General features: G+C 63.0%; 20 protein-coding genes. 9 read left to right on the top strand and 11 right to left on the bottom strand.

What is annotated here, in order from left to right:
* Window positions 1-71: 71 nt before the first annotated feature.
* The 6 genes from IAE39_RS24480 to ribBA all read right to left on the bottom strand — a co-directional run bounded on the left by IAE39_RS24480 (window position 72) and on the right by ribBA (window position 6,862).
* Window positions 72-1,379: a substrate-binding domain-containing protein gene (locus IAE39_RS24480; protein ID WP_201207089.1), complete on the bottom strand. Its 1,308-nt coding sequence runs from the start codon at window positions 1,377-1,379 to the stop codon at window positions 72-74.
* 113 nt (window positions 1,380-1,492) lie between these two features.
* Window positions 1,493-2,641, bottom strand: coding sequence for an ABC transporter ATP-binding protein (locus IAE39_RS24485; RefSeq protein ID WP_201207090.1), 1,149 nt, complete (start codon window positions 2,639-2,641; stop codon window positions 1,493-1,495).
* A gap of 17 nt (window positions 2,642-2,658) precedes the next feature.
* Window positions 2,659-3,465, bottom strand: a complete 807-nt coding sequence (locus IAE39_RS24490) for an ABC transporter permease (protein ID WP_003256236.1) — start codon at window positions 3,463-3,465, stop codon at window positions 2,659-2,661.
* Window positions 3,466-3,471: 6 nt separating this feature from the next.
* A complete protein-coding gene (locus tag IAE39_RS24495; RefSeq protein WP_201207091.1) occupies window positions 3,472-4,389 on the bottom strand; it encodes an ABC transporter permease in 918 nt (305 codons plus the stop codon).
* Window positions 4,386-5,411 carry an ABC transporter substrate-binding protein gene (locus IAE39_RS24500; RefSeq protein ID WP_201207092.1) on the bottom strand — a complete coding sequence of 342 codons (1,026 nt, stop codon included), beginning with the start codon at window positions 5,409-5,411 and terminating at the stop codon, window positions 4,386-4,388. The genes IAE39_RS24495 and IAE39_RS24500 overlap by 4 nt, the downstream gene beginning before the upstream one ends.
* 329 nt (window positions 5,412-5,740) lie before the next feature.
* On the bottom strand, window positions 5,741-6,862 hold the full coding sequence (gene ribBA, locus IAE39_RS24505) for a bifunctional 3,4-dihydroxy-2-butanone-4-phosphate synthase/GTP cyclohydrolase II (protein ID WP_201207093.1): 1,122 nt from the start codon (window positions 6,860-6,862) through the stop codon (window positions 5,741-5,743).
* 78 nt (window positions 6,863-6,940) lie between these two features.
* Between ribBA and IAE39_RS24510 the strand changes: the two genes are divergently transcribed.
* A complete protein-coding gene (locus tag IAE39_RS24510) occupies window positions 6,941-7,234 on the top strand; it encodes a DUF1330 domain-containing protein (RefSeq protein ID WP_025339641.1) in 294 nt (97 codons plus the stop codon).
* Window positions 7,235-7,351: 117 nt separating this feature from the next.
* On the opposite strand, the gene IAE39_RS24515 is transcribed toward IAE39_RS24510, so the two are convergent.
* Both IAE39_RS24515 and IAE39_RS24520 read right to left on the bottom strand, forming a co-directional pair.
* A complete protein-coding gene (locus IAE39_RS24515) occupies window positions 7,352-8,074 on the bottom strand; it encodes a pirin family protein (protein WP_201207094.1) in 723 nt (240 codons plus the stop codon).
* Window positions 8,058-8,300 (bottom strand): hypothetical protein, encoded by a 243-nt coding sequence (locus tag IAE39_RS24520; RefSeq protein ID WP_201207095.1) that lies wholly within the window; start codon window positions 8,298-8,300, stop codon window positions 8,058-8,060. Before IAE39_RS24520 ends, IAE39_RS24515 begins: the two co-directional genes overlap by 17 nt.
* Here IAE39_RS24520 and IAE39_RS24525 point away from each other — a divergent pair.
* Together IAE39_RS24525 and IAE39_RS24530 are read left to right on the top strand one after the other, a co-directional pair.
* Complete coding sequence (locus IAE39_RS24525) at window positions 8,299-9,363, top strand: polymorphic toxin type 44 domain-containing protein (RefSeq protein WP_201207096.1); 1,065 nt, start codon at window positions 8,299-8,301, stop codon at window positions 9,361-9,363. The genes IAE39_RS24520 and IAE39_RS24525 overlap by 2 nt on opposite strands.
* Window positions 9,344-9,736: a hypothetical protein gene (locus IAE39_RS24530; RefSeq protein ID WP_328825628.1), complete on the top strand. Its 393-nt coding sequence runs from the start codon at window positions 9,344-9,346 to the stop codon at window positions 9,734-9,736. Before IAE39_RS24525 ends, IAE39_RS24530 begins: the two co-directional genes overlap by 20 nt.
* A gap of 40 nt (window positions 9,737-9,776) precedes the next feature.
* Here the strand turns inward: IAE39_RS24530 and IAE39_RS24535 are convergent, their stop codons facing one another.
* Window positions 9,777-10,796, bottom strand: a complete 1,020-nt coding sequence (locus tag IAE39_RS24535; protein WP_201207097.1) for an alpha/beta hydrolase — start codon at window positions 10,794-10,796, stop codon at window positions 9,777-9,779.
* Between the two features lie 146 nt (window positions 10,797-10,942).
* On the opposite strand from IAE39_RS24535, the gene IAE39_RS24540 reads away from it, so the two are divergent.
* Window positions 10,943-11,827: a LysR family transcriptional regulator gene (locus IAE39_RS24540; protein WP_201207098.1), complete on the top strand. Its 885-nt coding sequence runs from the start codon at window positions 10,943-10,945 to the stop codon at window positions 11,825-11,827.
* 117 nt (window positions 11,828-11,944) lie between these two features.
* Here IAE39_RS24540 and IAE39_RS24545 read toward each other — a convergent pair whose 3' ends face one another.
* Entirely contained in the window at window positions 11,945-12,874 is a 930-nt protein-coding gene (locus tag IAE39_RS24545; RefSeq protein ID WP_201207099.1) for a DMT family transporter, read from the bottom strand.
* Between the two features lie 293 nt (window positions 12,875-13,167).
* On the bottom strand, window positions 13,168-13,761 hold the full coding sequence (locus IAE39_RS24550; RefSeq protein WP_201207100.1) for a helix-turn-helix domain-containing protein: 594 nt from the start codon (window positions 13,759-13,761) through the stop codon (window positions 13,168-13,170).
* A gap of 346 nt (window positions 13,762-14,107) precedes the next feature.
* Here IAE39_RS24550 and glnT point away from each other — a divergent pair, with 346 nt between their 5' ends.
* From glnT to IAE39_RS24575, 5 genes are all read left to right on the top strand, one after another.
* Complete coding sequence (gene glnT, locus IAE39_RS24555) at window positions 14,108-15,442, top strand: type III glutamate--ammonia ligase (RefSeq protein WP_201207101.1); 1,335 nt, start codon at window positions 14,108-14,110, stop codon at window positions 15,440-15,442.
* A 63-nt stretch (window positions 15,443-15,505) separates the two neighbouring features.
* Window positions 15,506-16,411 carry a class II glutamine amidotransferase gene (locus IAE39_RS24560; protein ID WP_201207102.1) on the top strand — a complete coding sequence of 302 codons (906 nt, stop codon included), beginning with the start codon at window positions 15,506-15,508 and terminating at the stop codon, window positions 16,409-16,411.
* A 27-nt stretch (window positions 16,412-16,438) separates the two neighbouring features.
* Window positions 16,439-17,113: a protein glxC gene (locus tag IAE39_RS24565; protein ID WP_201207103.1), complete on the top strand. Its 675-nt coding sequence runs from the start codon at window positions 16,439-16,441 to the stop codon at window positions 17,111-17,113.
* A 15-nt stretch (window positions 17,114-17,128) separates the two neighbouring features.
* Complete coding sequence (locus IAE39_RS24570; protein WP_201207104.1) at window positions 17,129-18,454, top strand: FMN-binding glutamate synthase family protein; 1,326 nt, start codon at window positions 17,129-17,131, stop codon at window positions 18,452-18,454.
* A gap of 166 nt (window positions 18,455-18,620) precedes the next feature.
* Window positions 18,621-19,922, top strand: a complete 1,302-nt coding sequence (locus tag IAE39_RS24575; RefSeq protein WP_201207105.1) for an ammonium transporter — start codon at window positions 18,621-18,623, stop codon at window positions 19,920-19,922.
* The last annotated feature ends 68 nt before the right edge of the window (window positions 19,923-19,990 follow it).

Raw genomic sequence — 19,990 nt, forward strand, 5'->3', positions numbered from 1 at the left:
CCCCCCCCCCCCCCCCCCCCCCCCCCCCCCCCCCCCCCGCTCCTACACAGGGATGTGCGCAGGATTGTAAATCAGTAAACCCACACTTCCACACGCCGGTTACGCAGCCTCCCTTGCTCCAATTCATTTCCGGCGACCGGCAACTCATCACCCATGCCAGTCACTTCCAGCACCTCTACACCATCGCGCGCCAGTTCGCGGCGCACCGCCTGGGCGCGCAGGCGCGACAGCAGGGCGGCGCGGCCGGGCGTTTCCTTGGGGTCGCCAAAGCCTACCAGCACCGCCTTGCTCTGCAGCTTGCCGGCCTGGCGCAAGTATTCGGCCACCCGCTGCACATCCCGCAGGGCTTTGTTGTCGAGGCTGGCGCTGCCTTCCTGGAAACGGAAGTTCACGCTCAGCCGCTGCGCCTGTTGGGCCAGGGTGCGATAGCGCGGTGGCATGTCGGCCTGGGGCGACACCGGTTGGGCCTTGACCTGCTGCGAAACGAAACCCTGCTGGGCGACGATGGCCTGGCCGGCCGGGCTCTGGGCGAAGTCGGCCAGGGCCTTGGCTTCGGGCTTGGGGTTGGCCGGCAGGTAGAAATACAGGCGTCGCGACAGTGGGTAGTCCTCGCTGGCCACCAGCGCGCGTTCTGGCAACATGGCCGGTGCGTCGCCCTCGGCCACCGCAAGCACCTTTGCCCCGTGAACGGCGGCCAGGCTGCTGAAACCGATGGCCTGGCGGTCGGCGCCCACCCGTGCGGCCAGTTCGTCACTGGACTCGTAGCGGCGGGCTTTGGCCGACAGTTCGCTGTGTTGTGGCTGCAGCACCAGTGCCTTGAAGGTCTCGAAGGTGCCGGAGCGGTCGTCACGGGCGTACAGGTGGATGGCCCCGCCGGAAACACCCAATTGCTCCCAGCGCTGGATCTGCCCGGAGAAAACCTGCGCCAATTGCCCTGTGGTGAGTTGTGGCAACGGGTTGTCCGGGTGGACGATCACTGCAACGCCGTCCAGGCCGATGACTTGTTCGGCGCTGGCCGCGCGCAGGTCGCCCAAGGCCCGTAGCTGGCGTACTTCGTTGTCGTTGATCGGCCGCGAGGCCGCAGCGAGATCCGCCTCACCCCGGCCCAGGGCAACAAAGCCGGTGCTGGAACCATGGGCTGCGATGTCGACGCGCACCGGCTGGCCCTGCGCATCGCGCGCGGTGATCACGGTTTCGTTGGGCTGCTGGCCCGGTTGCTGCTCAATGGCGCTGGCTTGCTGCGCGCGCAACTGGCCTTGCACCAGTGCCGGCAGCAAGGCTGCACCGATGGTGTTGGAGCCTTGCGCACGCAGGTGCGTGGGCTCGGCCAGGGTTGCCAGCGGTAGCAGGGTGAGCAGCAAGACAAGCAGGCGGGGCATGCCGGGTGGCCCTGTGGCATAGAGTTGGCCGGCAGATTACGACAGTGGCGTGATGATAATGTGACAGTCAGTAGGGCAGTGGTTGTTGGGGCTGCGCAGCAGCCCCGGCGATCTCAATGCGCCCCGGCCGACTTGCTCAGATCACTTTCGGCCCATTCGGTATAGATGCAGGCATCAGCCACCGCCCAACGCACCTTCACGCTATCCCCCGGCTGCATCGGCATGCCCGCCGCCGAAAGCGCCTTCACCGTCAATTCGGTACCGCCCGCCGTCACCACATGGCAGGTCTGGCTTTCACCCAGGAACAACACTTCACCGACCTTGGCACTGACCTCGTTCCAGCCCGCAGGCAGCGGCTCGCGTGCGGCCTGCTCGGCCGTCAGGGCCAGGGCTTTCTCAGGGCGTACCATGATCAGTGCATCTTGCTCGGCAGCCAGGCCCGGGGTCAGGCGAATGGCCACCGGCTGCCCCTCGAAGCTGCCGGCGCCGTTGCTGCTGGCCTTGATCCGCAGGAAGTTGGAGTTGCCCAGGAACGACGCCACGAAGGCATTCGGCGGGTTCTGGTACAAGTCGTAACCGGTGCCCAGGCCAACGATCTTGCCGTGGCTGAAGATGGCGATGCGCTGCGACAGGCGCATGGCTTCCTCCTGGTCGTGGGTCACGTAGACAATGGTGATGCCCAGGCGGCGGTGCAACTGGCGCAGCTCATCCTGCAGGTCTTCACGCAGTTTTTTGTCCAGTGCGCCGAGCGGTTCGTCCATCAGCAGGATACGTGGCTCATACACCAGCGCCCGGGCAATCGCCACGCGCTGCTGTTGGCCGCCAGACATCTGCGACGGCTTGCGGTGGGCGAACTTCTCCAGCTGCACCAGCTTGAGCATGGCGTCGACGCGCTTGTTGGTTTCGGCAGCATTGAGCTTGCGAATGGCCAACGGGAAGGCGATGTTGTCACGCACGTTCAGGTGCGGGAACAGCGAATAGCGCTGGAACACCATGCCGATATCACGCTTGTGCGGCGGCACGTTGACCAGCGACTGGCCGTCTACCAGGATTTCGCCGCTGCTCGGGGTTTCGAAGCCGGCCAGCATCGACAGGGTGGTGGACTTGCCCGAGCCGCTAGAGCCGAGGAAGGTCAGGAACTCGCCGTCCTGGATGTCCAGGTCGAGGTTGTCCACGGCGGTGAAGTCGCCGTAGTGCTTGTTCAGGCCACGCAGGCTGACCAGGGTCGTGCCGGGCGCGTTGTCTTTGATCACTGCACTCATTGTTGTTTTCTCCGCGCTCAGGCGTTTTCGGTGCGCCGGCGCAAGGCGGCGGCAATGAACATGACCAGCAGCGACAAGCCGATCAGCAAGGTCGAAGCCACGGCAATGACCGGGCTGAGGTCCTGACGCAGGGTGGTCCACATCTTCACTGGCAGCGTCTGCAAGTCGGGGCTGGCCATCATCACGCTCAGCACCACCTCATCCCACGACACCAGGAAGGCGAACAGGCCGCCGGCGATCATGCCCGGGCGAATCGCCGGGAAGGTCACCTTGAAGATCGCCTGCAGGCGCGAAGCACCGCAGATTACTGCGGCATCCTCAATCGACTGGTCGAACAGTTTCAGCGAGTTGATGATCGAGATGATGGTGAAGGGCAGGGCGACGATCACATGGCTGACCACGAAGGCGAACAGCGTGCCGGTGTAGCCCAGCTTGAGGAACAACGCATACACCGCCACGGCGATGATCACCAGCGGCACGATCATCGGCATGGTGAACAGCCCGTACAGCAGCTCGCGGCCCGGGAAGCGGCCACGCACCAGGGCGAATGCGCTGGGCAAGCCAAGCAGCACGGCGGCGATGGTGGTCAGCACGGCCACCTTCAGGCTGGCCAGCGCAGCGTCCATCCACTCCGGGTTGGAGAAGAACTGGCCGTACCATTTGAAGGTCCAGCCTGGCGGCGGGAACACCAGCCACTGGGACGAACCGAACGACAGCAACACGATGAACACCACGGGCAGCAGCAGGAAGGCCGCGATCACCCCGGTGGTCAGGTACAGGCCGGTACGCAGCGGGCGGCCCATGGCATTGGGAGACAGGAGCATGGCGGTTTACCTCGCGTTGCCAACCGGGGATTCCGGCTGCAGCTTCAGGTACAGGTAGAAAAGCACCAGGGTGATCACCACCAGCAGTGCAGCGGCGGCGCTGGCCAGGCCCCAGTTAAGGAATGACTGCACCTGCTGGATGATGAATTCGGGCAGCATCATGTTCTGCGCCCCGCCCAGCAGCGCCGGGGTGACGTAATAACCGAGCGACATCACGAACACCATCAACGCCCCGGAGAACAGCCCCGAGCGGCACAGTGGCAGGAATACCTTCCAGAAGTTGGTCCACGGGCTGGCGCCACAGATCGAGCCTGCCTGTAGCACCATCGGGTCGATGGCGTGCATGGTTGCCTGCAACGGCAGCACGATGAACGGGATCATGATGTAGCTCATGCCGATTACCACGCCGGTCAGGTTGTGCACCATTTCCAGCGGAGCATCGATGATGCCCATGGCCATCAACGCCTTGTTGATCACCCCCGAGCTCTGCAGCAGCACCAGCCACGAATAGGTGCGTGCCAGCAGGCTGGTCCACATCGACAGCAGCACGATGTTCAGCAGCCAGCGGCCCCAGCCCTTGGGTACCAGGGTGATCGCCCAGGCCAGCGGGAAGCCCAGCAGCACACTGATCAGGGTGACCACACCGGCCACCGAGAAGGTGTTGAACAGCACCCGCGCATAAGCCGAGTTGGCGAACAGCTGCTCGTAATTGCCCAGCCCCGGCGTGGGTTCCAGCACCCCGCGCAGCAACAGGCCGACCAGCGGGGCGAAGAAGAACAGGCCAAGGAACAGCAGCGCCGGCAGCAGGTTGCGGCTGCCTTTCCAGCGCTGGCTCAGGCTGACGCGGCGGGGGGCCGTACCCGGTGCGCCGGCACCCGTGGGGGCACCTTGCGCGTTATGCAGGGCGTTGATGGCGACTTTCATTTGACCAACCACTCATTCCAGCGCGCGGCGATGGCCTGGCCGTTCTTGGCCCAGTAGGCGAAGTCGAGGGTGACCTGGTCCTGGGCATAGGCGGTCGGCAGGTTCGGTGCAAGGTCCTTGTCCAGCTTGGCCACGCTGTCGAGGTTGACCGGCGCGTAGGCGGTCTTGTTGGCGAACTCGGCCTGGCCTTCGGCGCTGCTGGCGTTGGCCAGGAACTTCATGGCCGCGTCCTTGTTCTTGGCACCTTTGGGGATGACCAGGAAATCGGCCATGACCAGGTTCTGCTTCCAGCTCACACCCACCGGTGCACCGTCTTGCTGCAGGGCGTAGACACGGCCGTTCCAGAACTGCCCGAGCGAGGCTTCACCCGAGGCCAGCAGTTGCTGCGACTGGGCGCCGCCGCCCCACCAGACGATGTCTTTCTTGATGGTGTCGAGCTTCTTGAAGGCGCGGTCCAGGTCCAGCGGGTAGAGCTTGTCGGGGGCTACGCCGTCGGCCAACAGGGCCAGTTCCAGCACGCCAGGACTCGGCCACTTGTACAGGGCGCGCTTGCCAGGGTAGGTCTTGGTGTCGAACAGCGCGGTCCAGTCGACCGGCTTGTTGGCACCCAGCTTGCCTTCGTTGTAACCGAGCACGAAGGAGAAGAAGAACGAGCCGACGCCGTGGTCGGAGACGAAGCGCGGGTCGATCTTGTCGCGTTTGATCTGGTTGAAATCGAGGGGCTCCAGCAGGCCTTCGCTGGCGGCGCGCAGGGCAAAGTCGGCTTCGACATCGACCACGTCCCACTGCACGTTGCCGCTCTCGACCATGGCCTTGAGCTTGCCGTAGTCGGTCGGGCCGTCTTGCACGACCTTGATGTCGGTGGCTTTGCTGAAGGGTACGGCCCACGCTTCTTTCTGGGCGTCCTGGGTGGTCCCGCCCCAGCTGACGAAGTTCAGGCTGTCGGCGGCCTGGGCGGCCTGACATGCCAGGGTCAGCAGGCTGGCGGACAGCACTGCGGTTACACGTTTGCTCAACAGCATGGTTACGCCCTCGTTGCTTTTGTTATTCGAGGCGGGGCTTTTGGTGCGCCCGCCAACAGTGTTCGGGGAGCAGCTAAAACAAAGTGTCTGGTGGCCGTTTGTAATTGTAGGTGCCGGCCTGCAGATTTAAGGTCTACGGGATATCATATTATGGTATTCCAAGCTTTTGGCAAGAGGTATGAGGCGACCGGCCATCACTCTGTCTTTGCAGAAACACCTTGGCCCCTGTGGGAGCGGGTTCACCCGCGAATGCGTCGGTTGCTTCAGCATCGCATTCGCGGGTAAACCCGCTCCCACAGGGCCCTGCCAAATCAGTTGCTCAAGTGTTCTCAGCCCACCATCCCGGGCTCGAACGGAATGCTCTGCACCACCTCCAGCTCATACCCCGCCAGCCCCGCATACTTCAGCGGCGGCCCCAGGTGACGCAGCTTGCCCACGCCCAGGTCCTGCAGAATCTGCGCCCCGGTGCCCACTTCCGAGTACACCTTCGACTGCCCGCGCTGGTAAGGCCGCACCGGCTGGGTCAGCTGCGGTACGCGCTCGAGCAGGGCCTGTGAAGACTCATGGTTGGCCAGGATCACCACCACGCCAGCGCCTTCCTCGGCCACTTTCTGCAGTGCTGCCCACAACGTCCAGTTGGCCGGCCCGGCGTACTCGGCACCGACCAGGTCGCGTAGCGGGTCAATCACATGCACCCGCACCAACGTCGGCTGCTCGCGGCGGATGTCGCCCATGACCATGGCCATGTGCACGCCACCTTCAATGCGGTCTTCATAGGTGACCAGGCGGAAGGTGCCATGCACGGTCGGCAGCTCGCGCTCGCCGATGCGCTTGATGGTCTGCTCGGTGCTCAGGCGGTAGTGGATCAGGTCGGCGATGGTGCCGATCTTGATGCCATGTTGCGCGGCGAACACTTCCAGGTCCGGGCGGCGGGCCATGGTGCCATCGTCGTTAAGCACTTCGACGATCACCGAAGCCGGGCTGAAGCCGGCCAGGCGCGCCAGGTCGCAGCCGGCTTCGGTGTGCCCGGCGCGGGTCAGCACGCCGCCTTCACGGGCGCGCAGGGGGAAGATGTGACCAGGTTGTACCAAATCTTCCGGGCGGGCATTGGGCGCCATGGCCGCCGCCACGGTACGCGCGCGGTCGGCGGCAGAAATGCCGGTAGTCACGCCGCTGGCGGCTTCGATCGACACGGTAAACGCGGTGCTGAACACGCTGCCGTTGGCCGGCACCATCTGCTCCAGCCCCAGGCGCTGGCAGTGATCGTCGGTCAAGGTCAGGCAAATCAGCCCTCGCGCCTGGCGGGCCATGAAGTTGATGGCCTGGGCGTCGCAACGCTCGGCGGCGATCAGCAGGTCGCCTTCGTTTTCGCGGTCCTCGTCATCCACCAGCAGGACCATCTTGCCTTGCCGGTAGTCCTCGAGAAGTTCCTCGATGGTGTTGAAAGCCATGTTGCACGCTCAATGTGGTGGGGTGATTTTTATGGTATACCATCATACACAAATATCGCCGTGACAGGAGAGCAGCGCATGAAGGCTTATTGGATCGCCCATGTGGACGTGACCGACCCCGAGCAATACCAGCAGTACACCCAGCGCGCCCCGGCTGCCTTCAAGGCGTTTGGCGGCCGCTTTCTGGCCCGTGGCGGGCGCAGCGAGGCGATGGAAGGGCGGCCCACCCCGCAGCGTAGCGTGGTGATCGAGTTTGATTCGTACGAGCAGGCGCTGGCGTGTTACCGGTCGGAGCTGTATCAGGAGGCATGCAGCCATCGCCAGGGCGTGGCCAAAGCTGAGGTGATCATTGTCGAAGGGTTTGAGCCCTGAGTTGAACTTGCTGGCCCTTTCGCGGGTAAACCCGCTCCTACATAGGTCACCACAGGTTTCGAATGCTGTGGTGATCTGTGTAGAAGCGGGTTTACCCGCGAAGAGGCATGACCTGCCTTACGGCATACCCGGCAATTCATGCGGCCGCAGGTCAAACACCAGCACCTCGGCATCCACCCCGTTACCCAGCTCCAGCACCTGTTCCTGCCTGACCCGTACCCCATCCCCTTCATTCAGCACCTGCCCATTGAGCTCGACACTGCCCCGGGCCACATGCACATAGGCATGGCGATTTTCCGGCAAGGTCAGCGTGGCACGCTCGTCACCGTCGAACAAACCGGCATACACCCGCGCATTCTGCCGCACCTGCAACGAGCCCTCGGCGCCATCGGGCGAGATGATCAAGCGCAGCTTGCCGCGCTTTTCGTCGGCACTGAAATGCTGTTGTTGGTAACGCGGCGTGGCACCTTGCACGTTCGGCACAATCCAGATCTGCAGGAAGTGCACCGGTTGTGCCTGGCTGTGGTTGAACTCGCTATGGGCCACACCGTGGCCGGCGCTCATCAGCTGCACATCACCCGGGCGGATCACCGAACCGGTGCCCAGCGTGTCCTTGTGCTCCAGCGCGCCTTCCAGCACGTAGGAGAAAATCTCCATGTCCCGGTGCGGGTGCTGGCCAAAACCTTTACCTGGTATGACCCGATCATCGTTGATCACCAGCAGGTCGGAGAAACCTTGTTCGTCCGGGTTGCGGTAGTGGCCAAATGAAAAGGTGTGGAAGGACTTCAACCAGCCATGGAAGGCCAGGCCGCGGTCTTGAGCGTTACGGATGGTGAGCATGGTGATTCTCCTTGAATGCCGGGGCCGTTAGGGCTGCCGTGCTGTCGATGGAGATAACTTTACTGTCATCAATACCTTTAAAAAATAGTGTCTTGGTGGAATGACTGTCTTGCCTCAAGTGACAGTCGATCGGGTCTTTGTAGGGCAATTCTGAATTTTCCGCCGCTTGCTCTCTGTCCGTTTTGCCGGTGATAGCGTCGGGGTTTTCATACAGGGAGTTGTTCATGGCACGCATATCGATACATGGCAAAGGACAGGCACTCGATGGCGACCTCACCACCACGGGGGCACTCTGCATAGCCAGCAATACCAACTACCGGGGGAACAACCAGCGTGCACTGCGCCTGGGGGATGCCACGACCGAGTGTCCGGCATGCAAAAAGCCTGGTGTAATCGTTGAAGGGCTGCCTTTCTTCAAAATCGAAGGCAAACCAGCCGTGGTAGATGGGGCGCTGGTCAAATGTGGTTGTCCAGAGGGCAGTAACCGGGTCGTGGCCACGGGAGGGCCTGGATTAGCGGCAAGTACCTCGGCGGCACAGCAGGTAAGCCAGGCGGCAACCTCAGGTCAAGCCGGCTCCATTTCCCCCGTCAAAACTTCGCTAGCAGAAAAGAAGCCGCAGCCTGTGATCTGCAATGATCCTGACATGATGGAACAGGTGGCCAGATACATCGCCGGGGAAATGAACCGCAATATCACACACTCATCCGTAGTGAAAATGAGGAAGCTAACCAGCTTTGACGCGGTAGAGGAACATGCAAAATTTAAGAAGCTCCCTTGGTATGCACGTCTTTTACCGCCTGACTTTCAAGCAATGATGGTTGGCAACACTGCTGCCGCGATGGCGCTTTGGGCAGAGCGGGTTGGTCAGAATAGACCATGGGATCACAAGGTGGCGATTGCACAAAGGTTCGGCAGGGTTTGGCATAAGCAAGGTGAAGTCGACTACTACTACGACATCTGGTCGAACATCCACTATGGCTATGTAGGACGGGCGGGGGGGCTTTCAGAAAGTGTTCTTCTGGATGGTGCCGGGCTTGAGCAGATTGCATCAGACAGCATTCGGAAGGTTCAAGATTGGGATGAACAAGATGGGCCTCGTCGCTACGCAGACATCGACGGGATGCGGGCTTGGGATGATATAGGCGATCGTGTCTCTATCATTATTGGCATCAAAATGTACAAGCAGCATCCAAACGGTGGGATTACGGCAAAGGTGCTCATGGACGAGGTATTAGCATTGCCACTGTCAAGCTGGGGAGGTAGCGTACGTGATCACGTCTGCAACTAAACCGAAACGGCATTTCGGGCGCTGGGTGGTCGCGATAATGCTCGCCCCAATCGTCTTTTGGTATGTCGCTATACCCCGGGTAAGTTTTCATTTTTCTGACAAAGGCCAGGGTCGCCTTGGCTATATCTTGAATGTTCAGCACGACATATCAAAAGGTGAAATCTACCCAGGCGAAACCACAGGCGGCGGCGGTCACATCTTCCCAAACGACCAGTTTTTCATGCAGCTCGATTGGAACAACCGTGGTACGTGGCACTGTATTCGGGCCAAACCCAAGTGGCCGAGGGTCCATATCTACATCGGGGCGGACGGTACCATCGATAGCCGCACCGATGGCAGATTCATTGAAGCCTGCGGACCATTTCCGCAATAGCAGCAAAAGACCCGCCTAGGCGGGTCTTCTACTCGTTGATTTACTGGAGATGCACTTTAAGTTCAGTGCCCGCTTGACGCATTGCCGCCTTTACAGCCGGCACCTGGCTCAGCGGGTTGAGCAGCCCATAGTCATGAATCATCCCGTTGTACCGCACCGAGGTCACCGTCACGCCCGCCGCATTCAACTTGCGGGCATACGCCTCACCTTCATCGCGCAGCACATCGAACTCAGCCGTTTGCACCAGCGCCGGCGGCAAGCCTTTCAACTGTTCACTGCTGGCCCGCAGCGGCGAGGCGTAGATCTGCTCCCGTGCCTTGGCGTCGGTGGTGTAGCTGTCCCAGAACCACTTCATCATCCCGGTGGTCAGGAAGTGCCCTTCGGCAAACTGCTTGTACGACGCAGTTTCGAAGCTGGCATCGGTCACCGGCCACAGCAGCAACTGGAAGCGCAGGGCAGGGGTGCCGGCCTCTTTGGCCTTAAGCGCCACGACTGCCGCCATGTTGCCGCCAACGCTGTTGCCGGCCACGGCCAGGCGCTTGCCGTCCACGCCGATTTCCTTGCCATGCTCGGCCACCCACCGGGTCGCGGCGTAGGCCTGGTTGATTGCCGTCGGGTAGTGCGACTCAGGCGACGGGGTGTAGTCGACATAGACCGCTACCGCGCCGGAGCCGACCACCAGGTCGCGGATCAGCCGCTGGTGGGTCGGGAAGTCGCCGAGTACCCAGCCGCCGCCGTGGAAGAACATGAACACGGGCAACTCACCCTTCACATTGGCCGGGCGCACCACTTGCAGCTTGATTGCCTGGCCGTTGGCCTGGATGGTGCGTTCCTTCACCTCAATGCCGGAGAGGTCGACCTTGACCGATGCCTGGGCGCCGGTCAGTACGGCACGGGCGTCTTTCGGGCTGAGCTGCTCCAGTGGCTTGCCGCCGCCTTGTTCCAGCGCTTCAAGGAAGGCCTGAGTGTGCTGCTCGACGCCTGGGCTGCCAGCGGCAAAGGCGCTGGAAACGGACAGGGCCAGAAGGGAAGCGGTGAGGGTTTTGTGGACAATGTTCATGAGCGAATCCTTTTCTGTGCAAGTGTTGGGAGTGGGCGTCTTGCCTGGCCTGCTGGGCCATCGCTGCGACTTGTGTGTAGATTAAGCAGATGCAGTGATGGGAAAAAGCCGCTATAAAGCGTTTAACTGTCACCAAGAGCGAGACAATGAACCCTTACGAAGACATGCGGATCTTTGCCCAGGTCATGGAGGCCGGCAGTTTCACCGCTGCCGCCGACCGCCTGGGCATGTCCAAGCAATCGGTCAGCCGGCGCCTGATGCAGCTTGAGGAGCGCCTGGGCGTGCGCCTGCTCAACCGCTCCACCCGGCGCCTGGACGCCACGCCGCTGGGGCAGCACTACTACCAGTCGGCGCTGCGTTTGTTGGGCGAAGTGCAGCAGGTGGAACACGACATCAGCGGCCAGGCCCAGGCCTTGCGCGGCACCTTGCGCCTGAGTGCACCGCTGTCGTTTGCCATGACGCACCTGGGCTGCTTGCTGACCGAGTTCCTGCAGTTGCACCCGCAGGTGGATGTGGAGGTGGACCTGAGTGACCGCGCCGTGGACCTGATCGGCGAGGGCTATGACTTGGCGTTGCGTATTGGTGCCCTGGAAGATTCCAGCCTCATTGCCCGGCGTATTGCCGATGTCGAGCGGGTGTATTGCGCAAGTCCGGCCTACCTGGCGGCGCGGGGCGTGCCGACCCGGCCGGAACAACTGGCCGGGCATGACTGCCTGCCTTATGGGCATTCGCGGCAGGTGCAGTGGCAGTTCCGCCAGGGCGGCAAGGCCCAGGCGATTCAGGTAGCTGGGCGGATGCGTGCAAACAACGGCGAGATGCTGAGGGACGCGGCGATTGCCGGGATGGGGGTGACCTACCTGCCGACCTTTATCGTTGGGCAGGCGTTGGCGGACGGGCGCCTGGTGACGGTGCTGGATGAATGGGTGACGCCGGCGTTGCAGCTGTCGGCGGTGTACCCGCAGCACCGGCAAGTGGCGCGGCCGGTGCAGGGGTTTGTGAATTTTCTGCGCGAGCGGTTGGTGCAGCTCTGACCTTGAACACCGAGTTGGCCGCTTCGCAGTTAAACCTGCTCCTGCACAGGTCGTTGCAGGCGCAGGTTTACCCGCGAAGCGTGCGTAGCCCCAAAGCCGGCCTGCGGGCAGCGTGCCTCAATGTGCGCAGCGGCTGGTATCGCCTTGCTCGGCCGGGGCCTTGCGCGCCGCCGCGAGGATAGTTGCCAGCACGATCAATGCAGCACCCGCCGCCATCCGCAGGCTCGGCTGGTCACCAAACAACCACCATGCCCCGATGATCGCGTACACCGGCTCCAGCGCAATGATCATACCGGCAGTACGCGCCTCCAGCCCTTCCAGGCTCTTCACGAACAGGAACTGCGACAGCCCGGTGCAGAACACCCCCAGCAACGCCAGGTTGATCCAGTCATTACCCGCCAGGCTGGTGTTACCCAAGTGAGTGAAAGCGAACGGCGCCACCAGCGCAGCCACCACCACGTTCTGCCAGAACGCCACCTGCATGGCGTTCATGCTTGATGCATTGCGGCGGTTGGCCACGGTCAGCAGGGCGAACGCCAGGCCCGAACCCAGCCCCCACAGCAGGCCGACGGTGCCTTTGTCCAGCAGGTCGAAGGTCGGCACCACCAGCACCAACCCTGCAGTGACCATTAGCAACAGCAAACCTTGCACGGCTCCAATGCGCTGGCCGAACACACCGCGTTCGATCATGGCGATGAACGCCGGGAAGCTGGCAAAGCCCAAGGTAGCCACAGCCACACCACCCACTTTCACGGCAATGAAGAAGGTCACCCAATGCGTGGCCAGCAGCGCGCCGGTCAGGCCCAGTATCGGCAGGTTGCGCAGGGTCAGGGCGTCGAGCAGACGCGTACCTTTGAGCCCGGCAACGAAGCCCAGGGCGATGAAAGCGAAGGTGGCGCGGCCGAAGGTGATAATGCTGGCGTCGGCTTCGATCAGGTGACCGAGGATACCGGTCAGGCCGAACAACACAGCGGCGATGTGGGCAACGCACAGGGCGTTACGGTGGCCGGTGGCAGCACCGGCTACGGGGATTGAAGTCGCGATCATGGCAGTCAAGTCTTCACAATGTGGCGCGCGCATGCACTCCCGGCTGCGCGACGCGGGTCTCTAATACTGGGAGTTTTATCGTTATGAGCCCGGACGAACTGCCCGGTGCAAAAAGGCGCCACAGCGTTGGAATTGTGAAGCGAGGCTGTTTTACTCGCGGGTACCACGTCGACCAGCCCACGGCGCGGGGCTGGTCGATGTGTGTATTATCTTTGTATACAGGCTTTCCAGCCGATCGCGGGCGCCGTGTGCTTGTCTGATCGCGACATCACTTGTTGCCTTGCTGCGCCGCCTTACTCGTCGCCGTAGTTCATGATCGACAGCAGCCGGATTGGCACTTGTACCAGTTGTTCGGGACCGTGCGGGGTTTCGCCGTCGAAGGTCAGGCTATCGCCAGCCTGCATGTGGTAGAGCTGGTTGCCGTGGCGGTACACCAGTTCGCCCTCCAGCAAATGGAGGAACTCGGTGCCGGGGTGGGCGAAGGTCGGGAACTCTTCGCTGGCGTCATCCATGCTCACCATATAAGCCTCGAAATGCTTTTTCGGCCCCCTGGCGTGATTGAGCAAGTGGTAGGTATGGCCCTTCTCGGTACCGCGGCGCACTACCTCCAGGCCTTCACCGGCTTTTACCAGCAGCGCGTTGCCATCGGGCTGGTCGTACTGGCTGAACAGCTTGGCCATCGGCATGCCCAGCACGTCGCACAGGCGGCTGAGGGTGTCGAGGCTGGTGGATACCTGGGCGTTCTCGATCTTGCTCAGCATGCCCTGGCTGATGCCGGCGATGCGCGCCACGTCGGCAAGCTTGAGGGACTGGGCTTGGCGCTGGCGCTTGATCTGCAGGCCCAGGTATTGCTCCAGGCGAAGGCGCGGTTCGGTTTCGGTCGGCATCGAATGTCCTGCACGGTTTCAGTTCAAGAATTAATGTTTCGCACTGGGAAAGTGCGAAATGCAGCTGCGGTGGCTGCTGCTTTCCTCAGGTGAAAACAAGTTTCCCATAAATACCGGTTAGAAATCTGCTGGGATTGTGTGTTGCCTGTGCGGGCCTCTTCGCGGGTAAACCCGCTCCCACAGGGCGCTGTGTCAGTCCTTGTGGGAGCGGGTTTACCCGCGAAGAGGCCCGCACAGGCAACCGCAAACCAACGGGCTGAACAATGTTGGCAAGCGCATTGCATTCCTATCAGGAAAGTAAGTTTCCCATGCGGAATCATTGCCCTTGCCCAGGAGTGTTCAACCCATGTTGCCAGCAGAAACCCAGCGCACCCTCGACCAGCACGGTATCAAGTACGTACTGGCACAGTTCGTCGATATCCATGGCTCGGCGAAGACCAAGTCGGTGCCGGTCTCGGGCTTGAAAATGGTAGCCGAGGAGGGCGCCGGTTTTGCCGGGTTCGCCATCTGTGGCATGGGCATGGAGCCACACGGCCCGGACTTCATGGCCCGTGGCGACCTGTCTACCTTGCTTCCGGTGCCGTGGCAGCCAGGCTACGGCCGCGTGGTGTGCGTGGGCCACGTCAACGGCCAGCCCTGGCCCTACGACAGCCGCTACGTGTTGCAGCAACAGGTGCAGCGCCTGGCCGACAAGGGCTGGACCTTGAACACCGGCCTTGAGCCCGAGTTCAGCCTGTTCCGCCGCGACGAAGGCGGCAAACTGCAACTGGTGGACGCTTCCGACAACCTCGACAAGCCGTGCTACGACTACAAGGGCCTGTCGCGCTCGCGGCTGTTCCTCGAACGCCTGACCGAGGCGTTGCAGCCGGTGGGCTTCGACATCTACCAGATCGACCACGAGGACGCCAACGGCCAGTTCGAGATCAACTACACCTACAGCGACGCCATGGAGTCGGCCGACCGTTTCACCTTCTTCCGCATGGCCGCCGGCGAGATCGCCAACGACCTGGGCATGATCTGCTCGTTCATGCCCAAGCCCGACCCCAAGCGTGCCGGCAATGGCATGCACTTCCATCTGTCGCTGGCCAGCAGCACCAACAAGAACCTGTTCCACGACCCGTCCGACAGCAGCGGCATGGGCCTGTCGAAGCTGGCCTACCACTTCGCCGCCGGCCTGCTGGCCCACGGCCCGGCGCTGTGCGCTTTCGCTGCGCCTACCGTCAACTCGTACAAGCGCCTGGTAGTCGGCCGTTCGCTGTCCGGCGCCACCTGGGCCCCGGCGTTTGTCGCCTACGGCGCCAACAACCGCTCGGCCATGGTGCGCATCCCCTATGGCCGCCTGGAGTTCCGCCTGCCGGACGCCGGCTGCAACCCGTACCTGGTCACCGCCGCGATCATTGCCGCGGGCCTCGATGGCATCGACCGTCAGCTGGAGCCGGGCGAGATGTGCAACGAGAACCTCTACAACCTCAGCCTGGAAGAGATTGCCGCATGCGGCATCAAGACCCTGCCTCAGTCGCTGAAGGAGGCCGCCGACGCCCTGGAAGCCGACCCGCTGTTCCGCGAAGTGCTCGGTGCAGAGATTGTCGACGAGTTCATCAAGCTCAAGCGCATGGAGTGGGTGGAGTACTGCCGCCACGTCTCCGACTGGGAAATCCAGCGCTACACCGAATTCTTCTGACCCACCCCCTCTCGGGCGACCGCCCCGTGCGGCGGCTGCCCTCTGCCTGGAAGGAGCATCACCATGTGTGGAATCGTAGGTCTGTACCTGAAAAAGCCCAAGCTGGAAGCCCAGCTCGGCAAGCTCTTCGAACCCATGCTGCAAGCCATGACCGACCGTGGCCCGGACAGCGCCGGCTTTGCCATCTACGGCGATGAAGTGGCCGATGGCTGGGTCAAGCTGACCCTGCAGGCCACTGATATCAACTACCCCTGGGCCACCCTGATGGGCCAGCTGGAAGGGCGCCTGGGTTGCTCGCTGGACTGGTTCCAGAACGCCAGCGCCGCCGTGCTCAAGGTGCACACCAGCGAGGCCGCTGCCCGCCAGGCCTTGAGCGAGCTGGCGCCGGACGTGCGCATCATGAGCGCTGGGCAAAGCATCGAAATCCTCAAGGGCATGGGCCTGCCGGCGGAAATTTCCAGCCGCTTCGGCCTGGCTGGCATGAAAGGCAGCCACATCATCGGCCATACCCGCATGGCCACCGAAAGCGCGGTAACCATGGAGGGCAGCCACCCGTTCTCCACCGGCGCCGACCTGTGCCTGGTGCACAACGGCTCGCTGTCCAACCACTTCCGCCTGCGCCAGGCGCTCAAGCGCGAAGGCATCAGTTTTGAAACCGACAACGACACCGAGGTGGCGGCCGGTTACCTGACCTGGCGCCTGCAGCAGGGCGACAGCCTGGCCCAGGCCCTGGATGGCGCGCTGGAAGACCTGGACGGCTTCTTCACTTTCGCGATCGGCACCCGCAACGGCTTTGCCGTGATCCGCGACCCGATCGCCTGCAAGCCGGCCGTGCTGGCCGAGACCGACGACTACGTGGCCATGGCCTCGGAGTACCAGGCCCTGGCCAGCCTGCCGGGCATCGAGCACGCCAAGGTCTGGGAGCCGGCACCGGCCACCCTGTACGTCTGGGAGCGCGAAAGCGCCTGACCTGCCACCGAACCCCTGGAGAACCTTATGAAGACAATCGACCTTTCCAGCACTTCGGTGCGTGTGCTCAACCAGTCCCTGCACGGTGAGGTGCAGGACCACGAATGGCGGGTGACCCACCCGGGCGGCAAGCACAACCTGGCCGTGGGCATCAACGCTGATGTGGCCGTGGATATCGAAGGCCATGCCGGCTACTACTGCGCCGGCATGAACCAGCAGGCCAGCGTCACCGTGCACGGCAACGTCGGTGTGGGTGTGGCCGAGAACATGATGTCCGGCTCGGTATGGGTCAAGGGCAGTGCTTCGCAGGCTGCCGGCGCCACCGCCCACGGCGGGCTGCTGGTGATTGAAGGCGATGCCGGCGCGCGCTGTGGCATCTCGATGAAGGGCGTGGACATCGTGGTCGGCGGCAGCATCGGCCACATGAGCTGCTTCATGGGCCAGGCCGGGCGCCTAGTCGTCTGCGGCGACGCCGGCGATGCGCTGGGCGATTCGCTGTACGAGGTACGCATCTACGTGAAAGGCACGGTGCAGTCGCTGGGCTCGGACTGCATCGAGAAAGAAATGCGTGCCGAGCACCTGCAAGAGCTGCAGGAACTGCTGAACAAGGCCGGCCTGGCGCACAAGGCCGCCGATTTCAAACGTTACGGCTCGGCCCGCCAGCTGTACAACTTCAAAGTCGACAACGCCAGCGCGTACTGATCCAGGAGCATTTCCATGAGCGAACAATTCCCCCCGGTACTGCGTGAGTCGGCCACCTTCGATCGCCTGACCATCCAGGAAATCCAGCGTGCCGCCGAAACCGGCATCTACGACATCCGTGGCGGCGGCACCAAGCGCCGCGTGCCGCACTTCGACGACCTGCTGCTGCTCGGTGCCAGCGTGTCACGCTACCCGCTGGAAGGTTACCGCGAGAAGTGCGGCACCGATGTGGTGCTGGGCAACCGCTTTGCCAAGAAGCCCATCCACCTGAAGATCCCGGTAACCATCGCCGGCATGAGCTTCGGCGCGTTGTCGGCCAACGCCAAGGAAGCACTGGGCCGTGGCGCAACCATCGCCGGCACCAGCACCACCACGGGTGACGGTGGCATGACCCCGGAAGAACGCGGCCAGTCGCAACACCTGGTGTACCAGTACTTGCCGTCGCGCTATGGCATGAACCCCGACGACCTGCGCAAGGCCGACGCCATCGAGATCGTCCTAGGCCAGGGTGCCAAGCCGGGCGGTGGCGGCATGCTGCTGGGCATGAAGGTGACCGAGCGTGTGGCCGGCATGCGGACCTTGCCGATTGGCGTTGACCAGCGCAGCGCCTGCCGCCACCCGGACTGGACCGGCCCGGATGACCTGGCGATCAAGATTGCCGAGATCCGCGAGATCACCGACTGGGAAAAACCGATCTACGTGAAGATCGGTGCCAGCCGCCCGTACTACGACGTCAAGCTGGCGGTGAAGGCCGGTGCCGATGTGATCGTGCTCGACGGCATGCAGGGCGGTACTGCGGCTACCCAGGAAGTGTTCATCGAGCACGTCGGTATCCCGATTTTGCCTGCTATCCCGCAGGCGGTGCAGGCGCTGCAGGAAATGGGCACGCACCGCAAGGTGCAGCTGATTGTCTCGGGGGGGATCCGTAATGGTGCCGACGTGGCCAAGGCCATGGCCCTGGGGGCAGATGCGGTGGCCATTGGCACGGCGGCGCTGATCGCCTTGGGCGATAACCACCCGCGGCTGGACAGCGAACTGAAGAAGATCGGCTCGGCGGCAGGTTTCTATGACGACTGGCAGAACGGCCGCGACCCGGCTGGCATCACCACCCAGGACCCGGAGCTGGCCAAGCGGTTGAACCCGGAAGAGGCTGGGCGGCGCTTGGCCAACTACCTGCGGGTGTTGGTGCTGGAGGCGCAGACCATGGCGCGGGCGTGTGGCAAGTCGCATTTGCATAACCTCGACCCGGAGGATTTGGTGGCGTTGACCGTAGAGGCTGCGGCGATGGCGCGGGTGCCGTTGGCGGGTACCGCGTGGGTGCCGGGGCAGGCGCAGTACTGAGCTTTGGTAATTGGGGCCGCTTTGCGGCCCATCGCGACGCAAGGCCGCTGCTACAGGGGGCCGCGCAGGGTTGAGGCATTGTGCGGTCCTTTGTAGGAGCGGCCTTGCGTCGCGATGGGCTGCAAAGCAGCCCCCGATGCATCCCCATTCGCACAGGAGTGATCTCATGAAGCTTGCCCTTGCTGTTGTGCTGTTCGCGTTGACGCCGTTGGCCCACGCCGCCGAACCCACCCTGGACACCGGCAACACCGCCTGGATGATTTGCGCCGCGATGTTCGTGCTGATGATGTGCATCCCCGGCCTGGCGCTGTTCTACGGTGGCATGGTGCGGGCCAAGAACTTCCTTTCGGTGTTTACCCAGCTGTTCACCGTGGCCGGGGTGATCGGCATCCTCTGGGTGCTGTTCGGCTACAGCCTGGTGGTCGACACCAGCGGCATGGTCGAGGGCCAGCTCACCTTCAACAGCTTCATTGGCGGGTTGGACAAGGCGCTGATGCTGGACATCGACCATGACAGCCTGGTCGGCACCATTCCTGAAGGTGTATTCGCGGTATTCCAGCTGACCTTCGCCATCATCACCCCGGCACTGATTGCCGGCGGCTTTGCCGAGCGCATGAAGTTCAGCGCTTCGCTGCTGTTCATGGCGGCGTGGTTCGTGCTGGTGTATGCGCCAATCGCCCATATGGTTTGGGGTGGACCGGGCGCATTGATGGTCAACTGGGGGGTGCTGGATTTTGCAGGCGGCACTGCGGTGCACATCAACTCTGGTGTGGCGGCGCTGGCGGCAGCGTTGATGTTGGGCACGCGCAAGGGCTACCCGCAGGTGGCAATGCCGCCGCATAACCTTGGGTTCACTTTGGTAGGGGCAGGGTTGTTGTGGGTGGGCTGGTTTGGCTTCAACGTCGGCTCCGGGCTTGCGGCCAACCAGGGGGCTGGGGTGGTGATGGTGGCGACCATGGTGGCGGCCTGCGCGGGGGTTGTCGGCTGGTTGCTGACCGAGAAGGCCATGCATGGTCGGCCGACGGCGCTGGGGGCGGCTTCCGGGGCGCTGGCCGGGTTGGTCGGGATTACCCCGGCCTGTGCCTTTGTCGGGCCGTTGGGTGCAGTGGTGATCGGCTTGTTGACCGGGGCGATCTGCTTCTTTGCCGTGACCCGGCTGAAGCAGGCTTTGGGCTACGACGACAGCCTGGATGTGTTCGGCCTGCATGGCGTGGGCGGGATGGTCGGGGCGATCCTGACCGGGGTGTTTGCCGCGCCTGCGTTGGGTGGCTATGTGGAGGGGGTGTCGCCGATCGGGCAGGCGCTGGTGCAGCTGAAGGGGGTGGCGTTCACCTTTGTGTACTGCTTTGTGGTGAGCTGGGCGATTCTCGGGGTGATCAAGCTGACCATCGGGTTGCGGGCCAGCCGGGAAGAGGAAGAGCAGGGGCTGGACCTGGCTGAGCACAATGAGCGGGCTTATAACCTCTGAGTGATGTGTTGTCTGTACCGGCCTGGTTGCGGGGGGGGCCCCCGGGCCCGGGGGGGTGGGGGGGGGGG

Origin of the sequence: Pseudomonas sp. S37 (assembly GCF_016658545.1) — a bacterium.
Taxonomy (GTDB): Bacteria; Pseudomonadota; Gammaproteobacteria; order Pseudomonadales; family Pseudomonadaceae; genus Aquipseudomonas.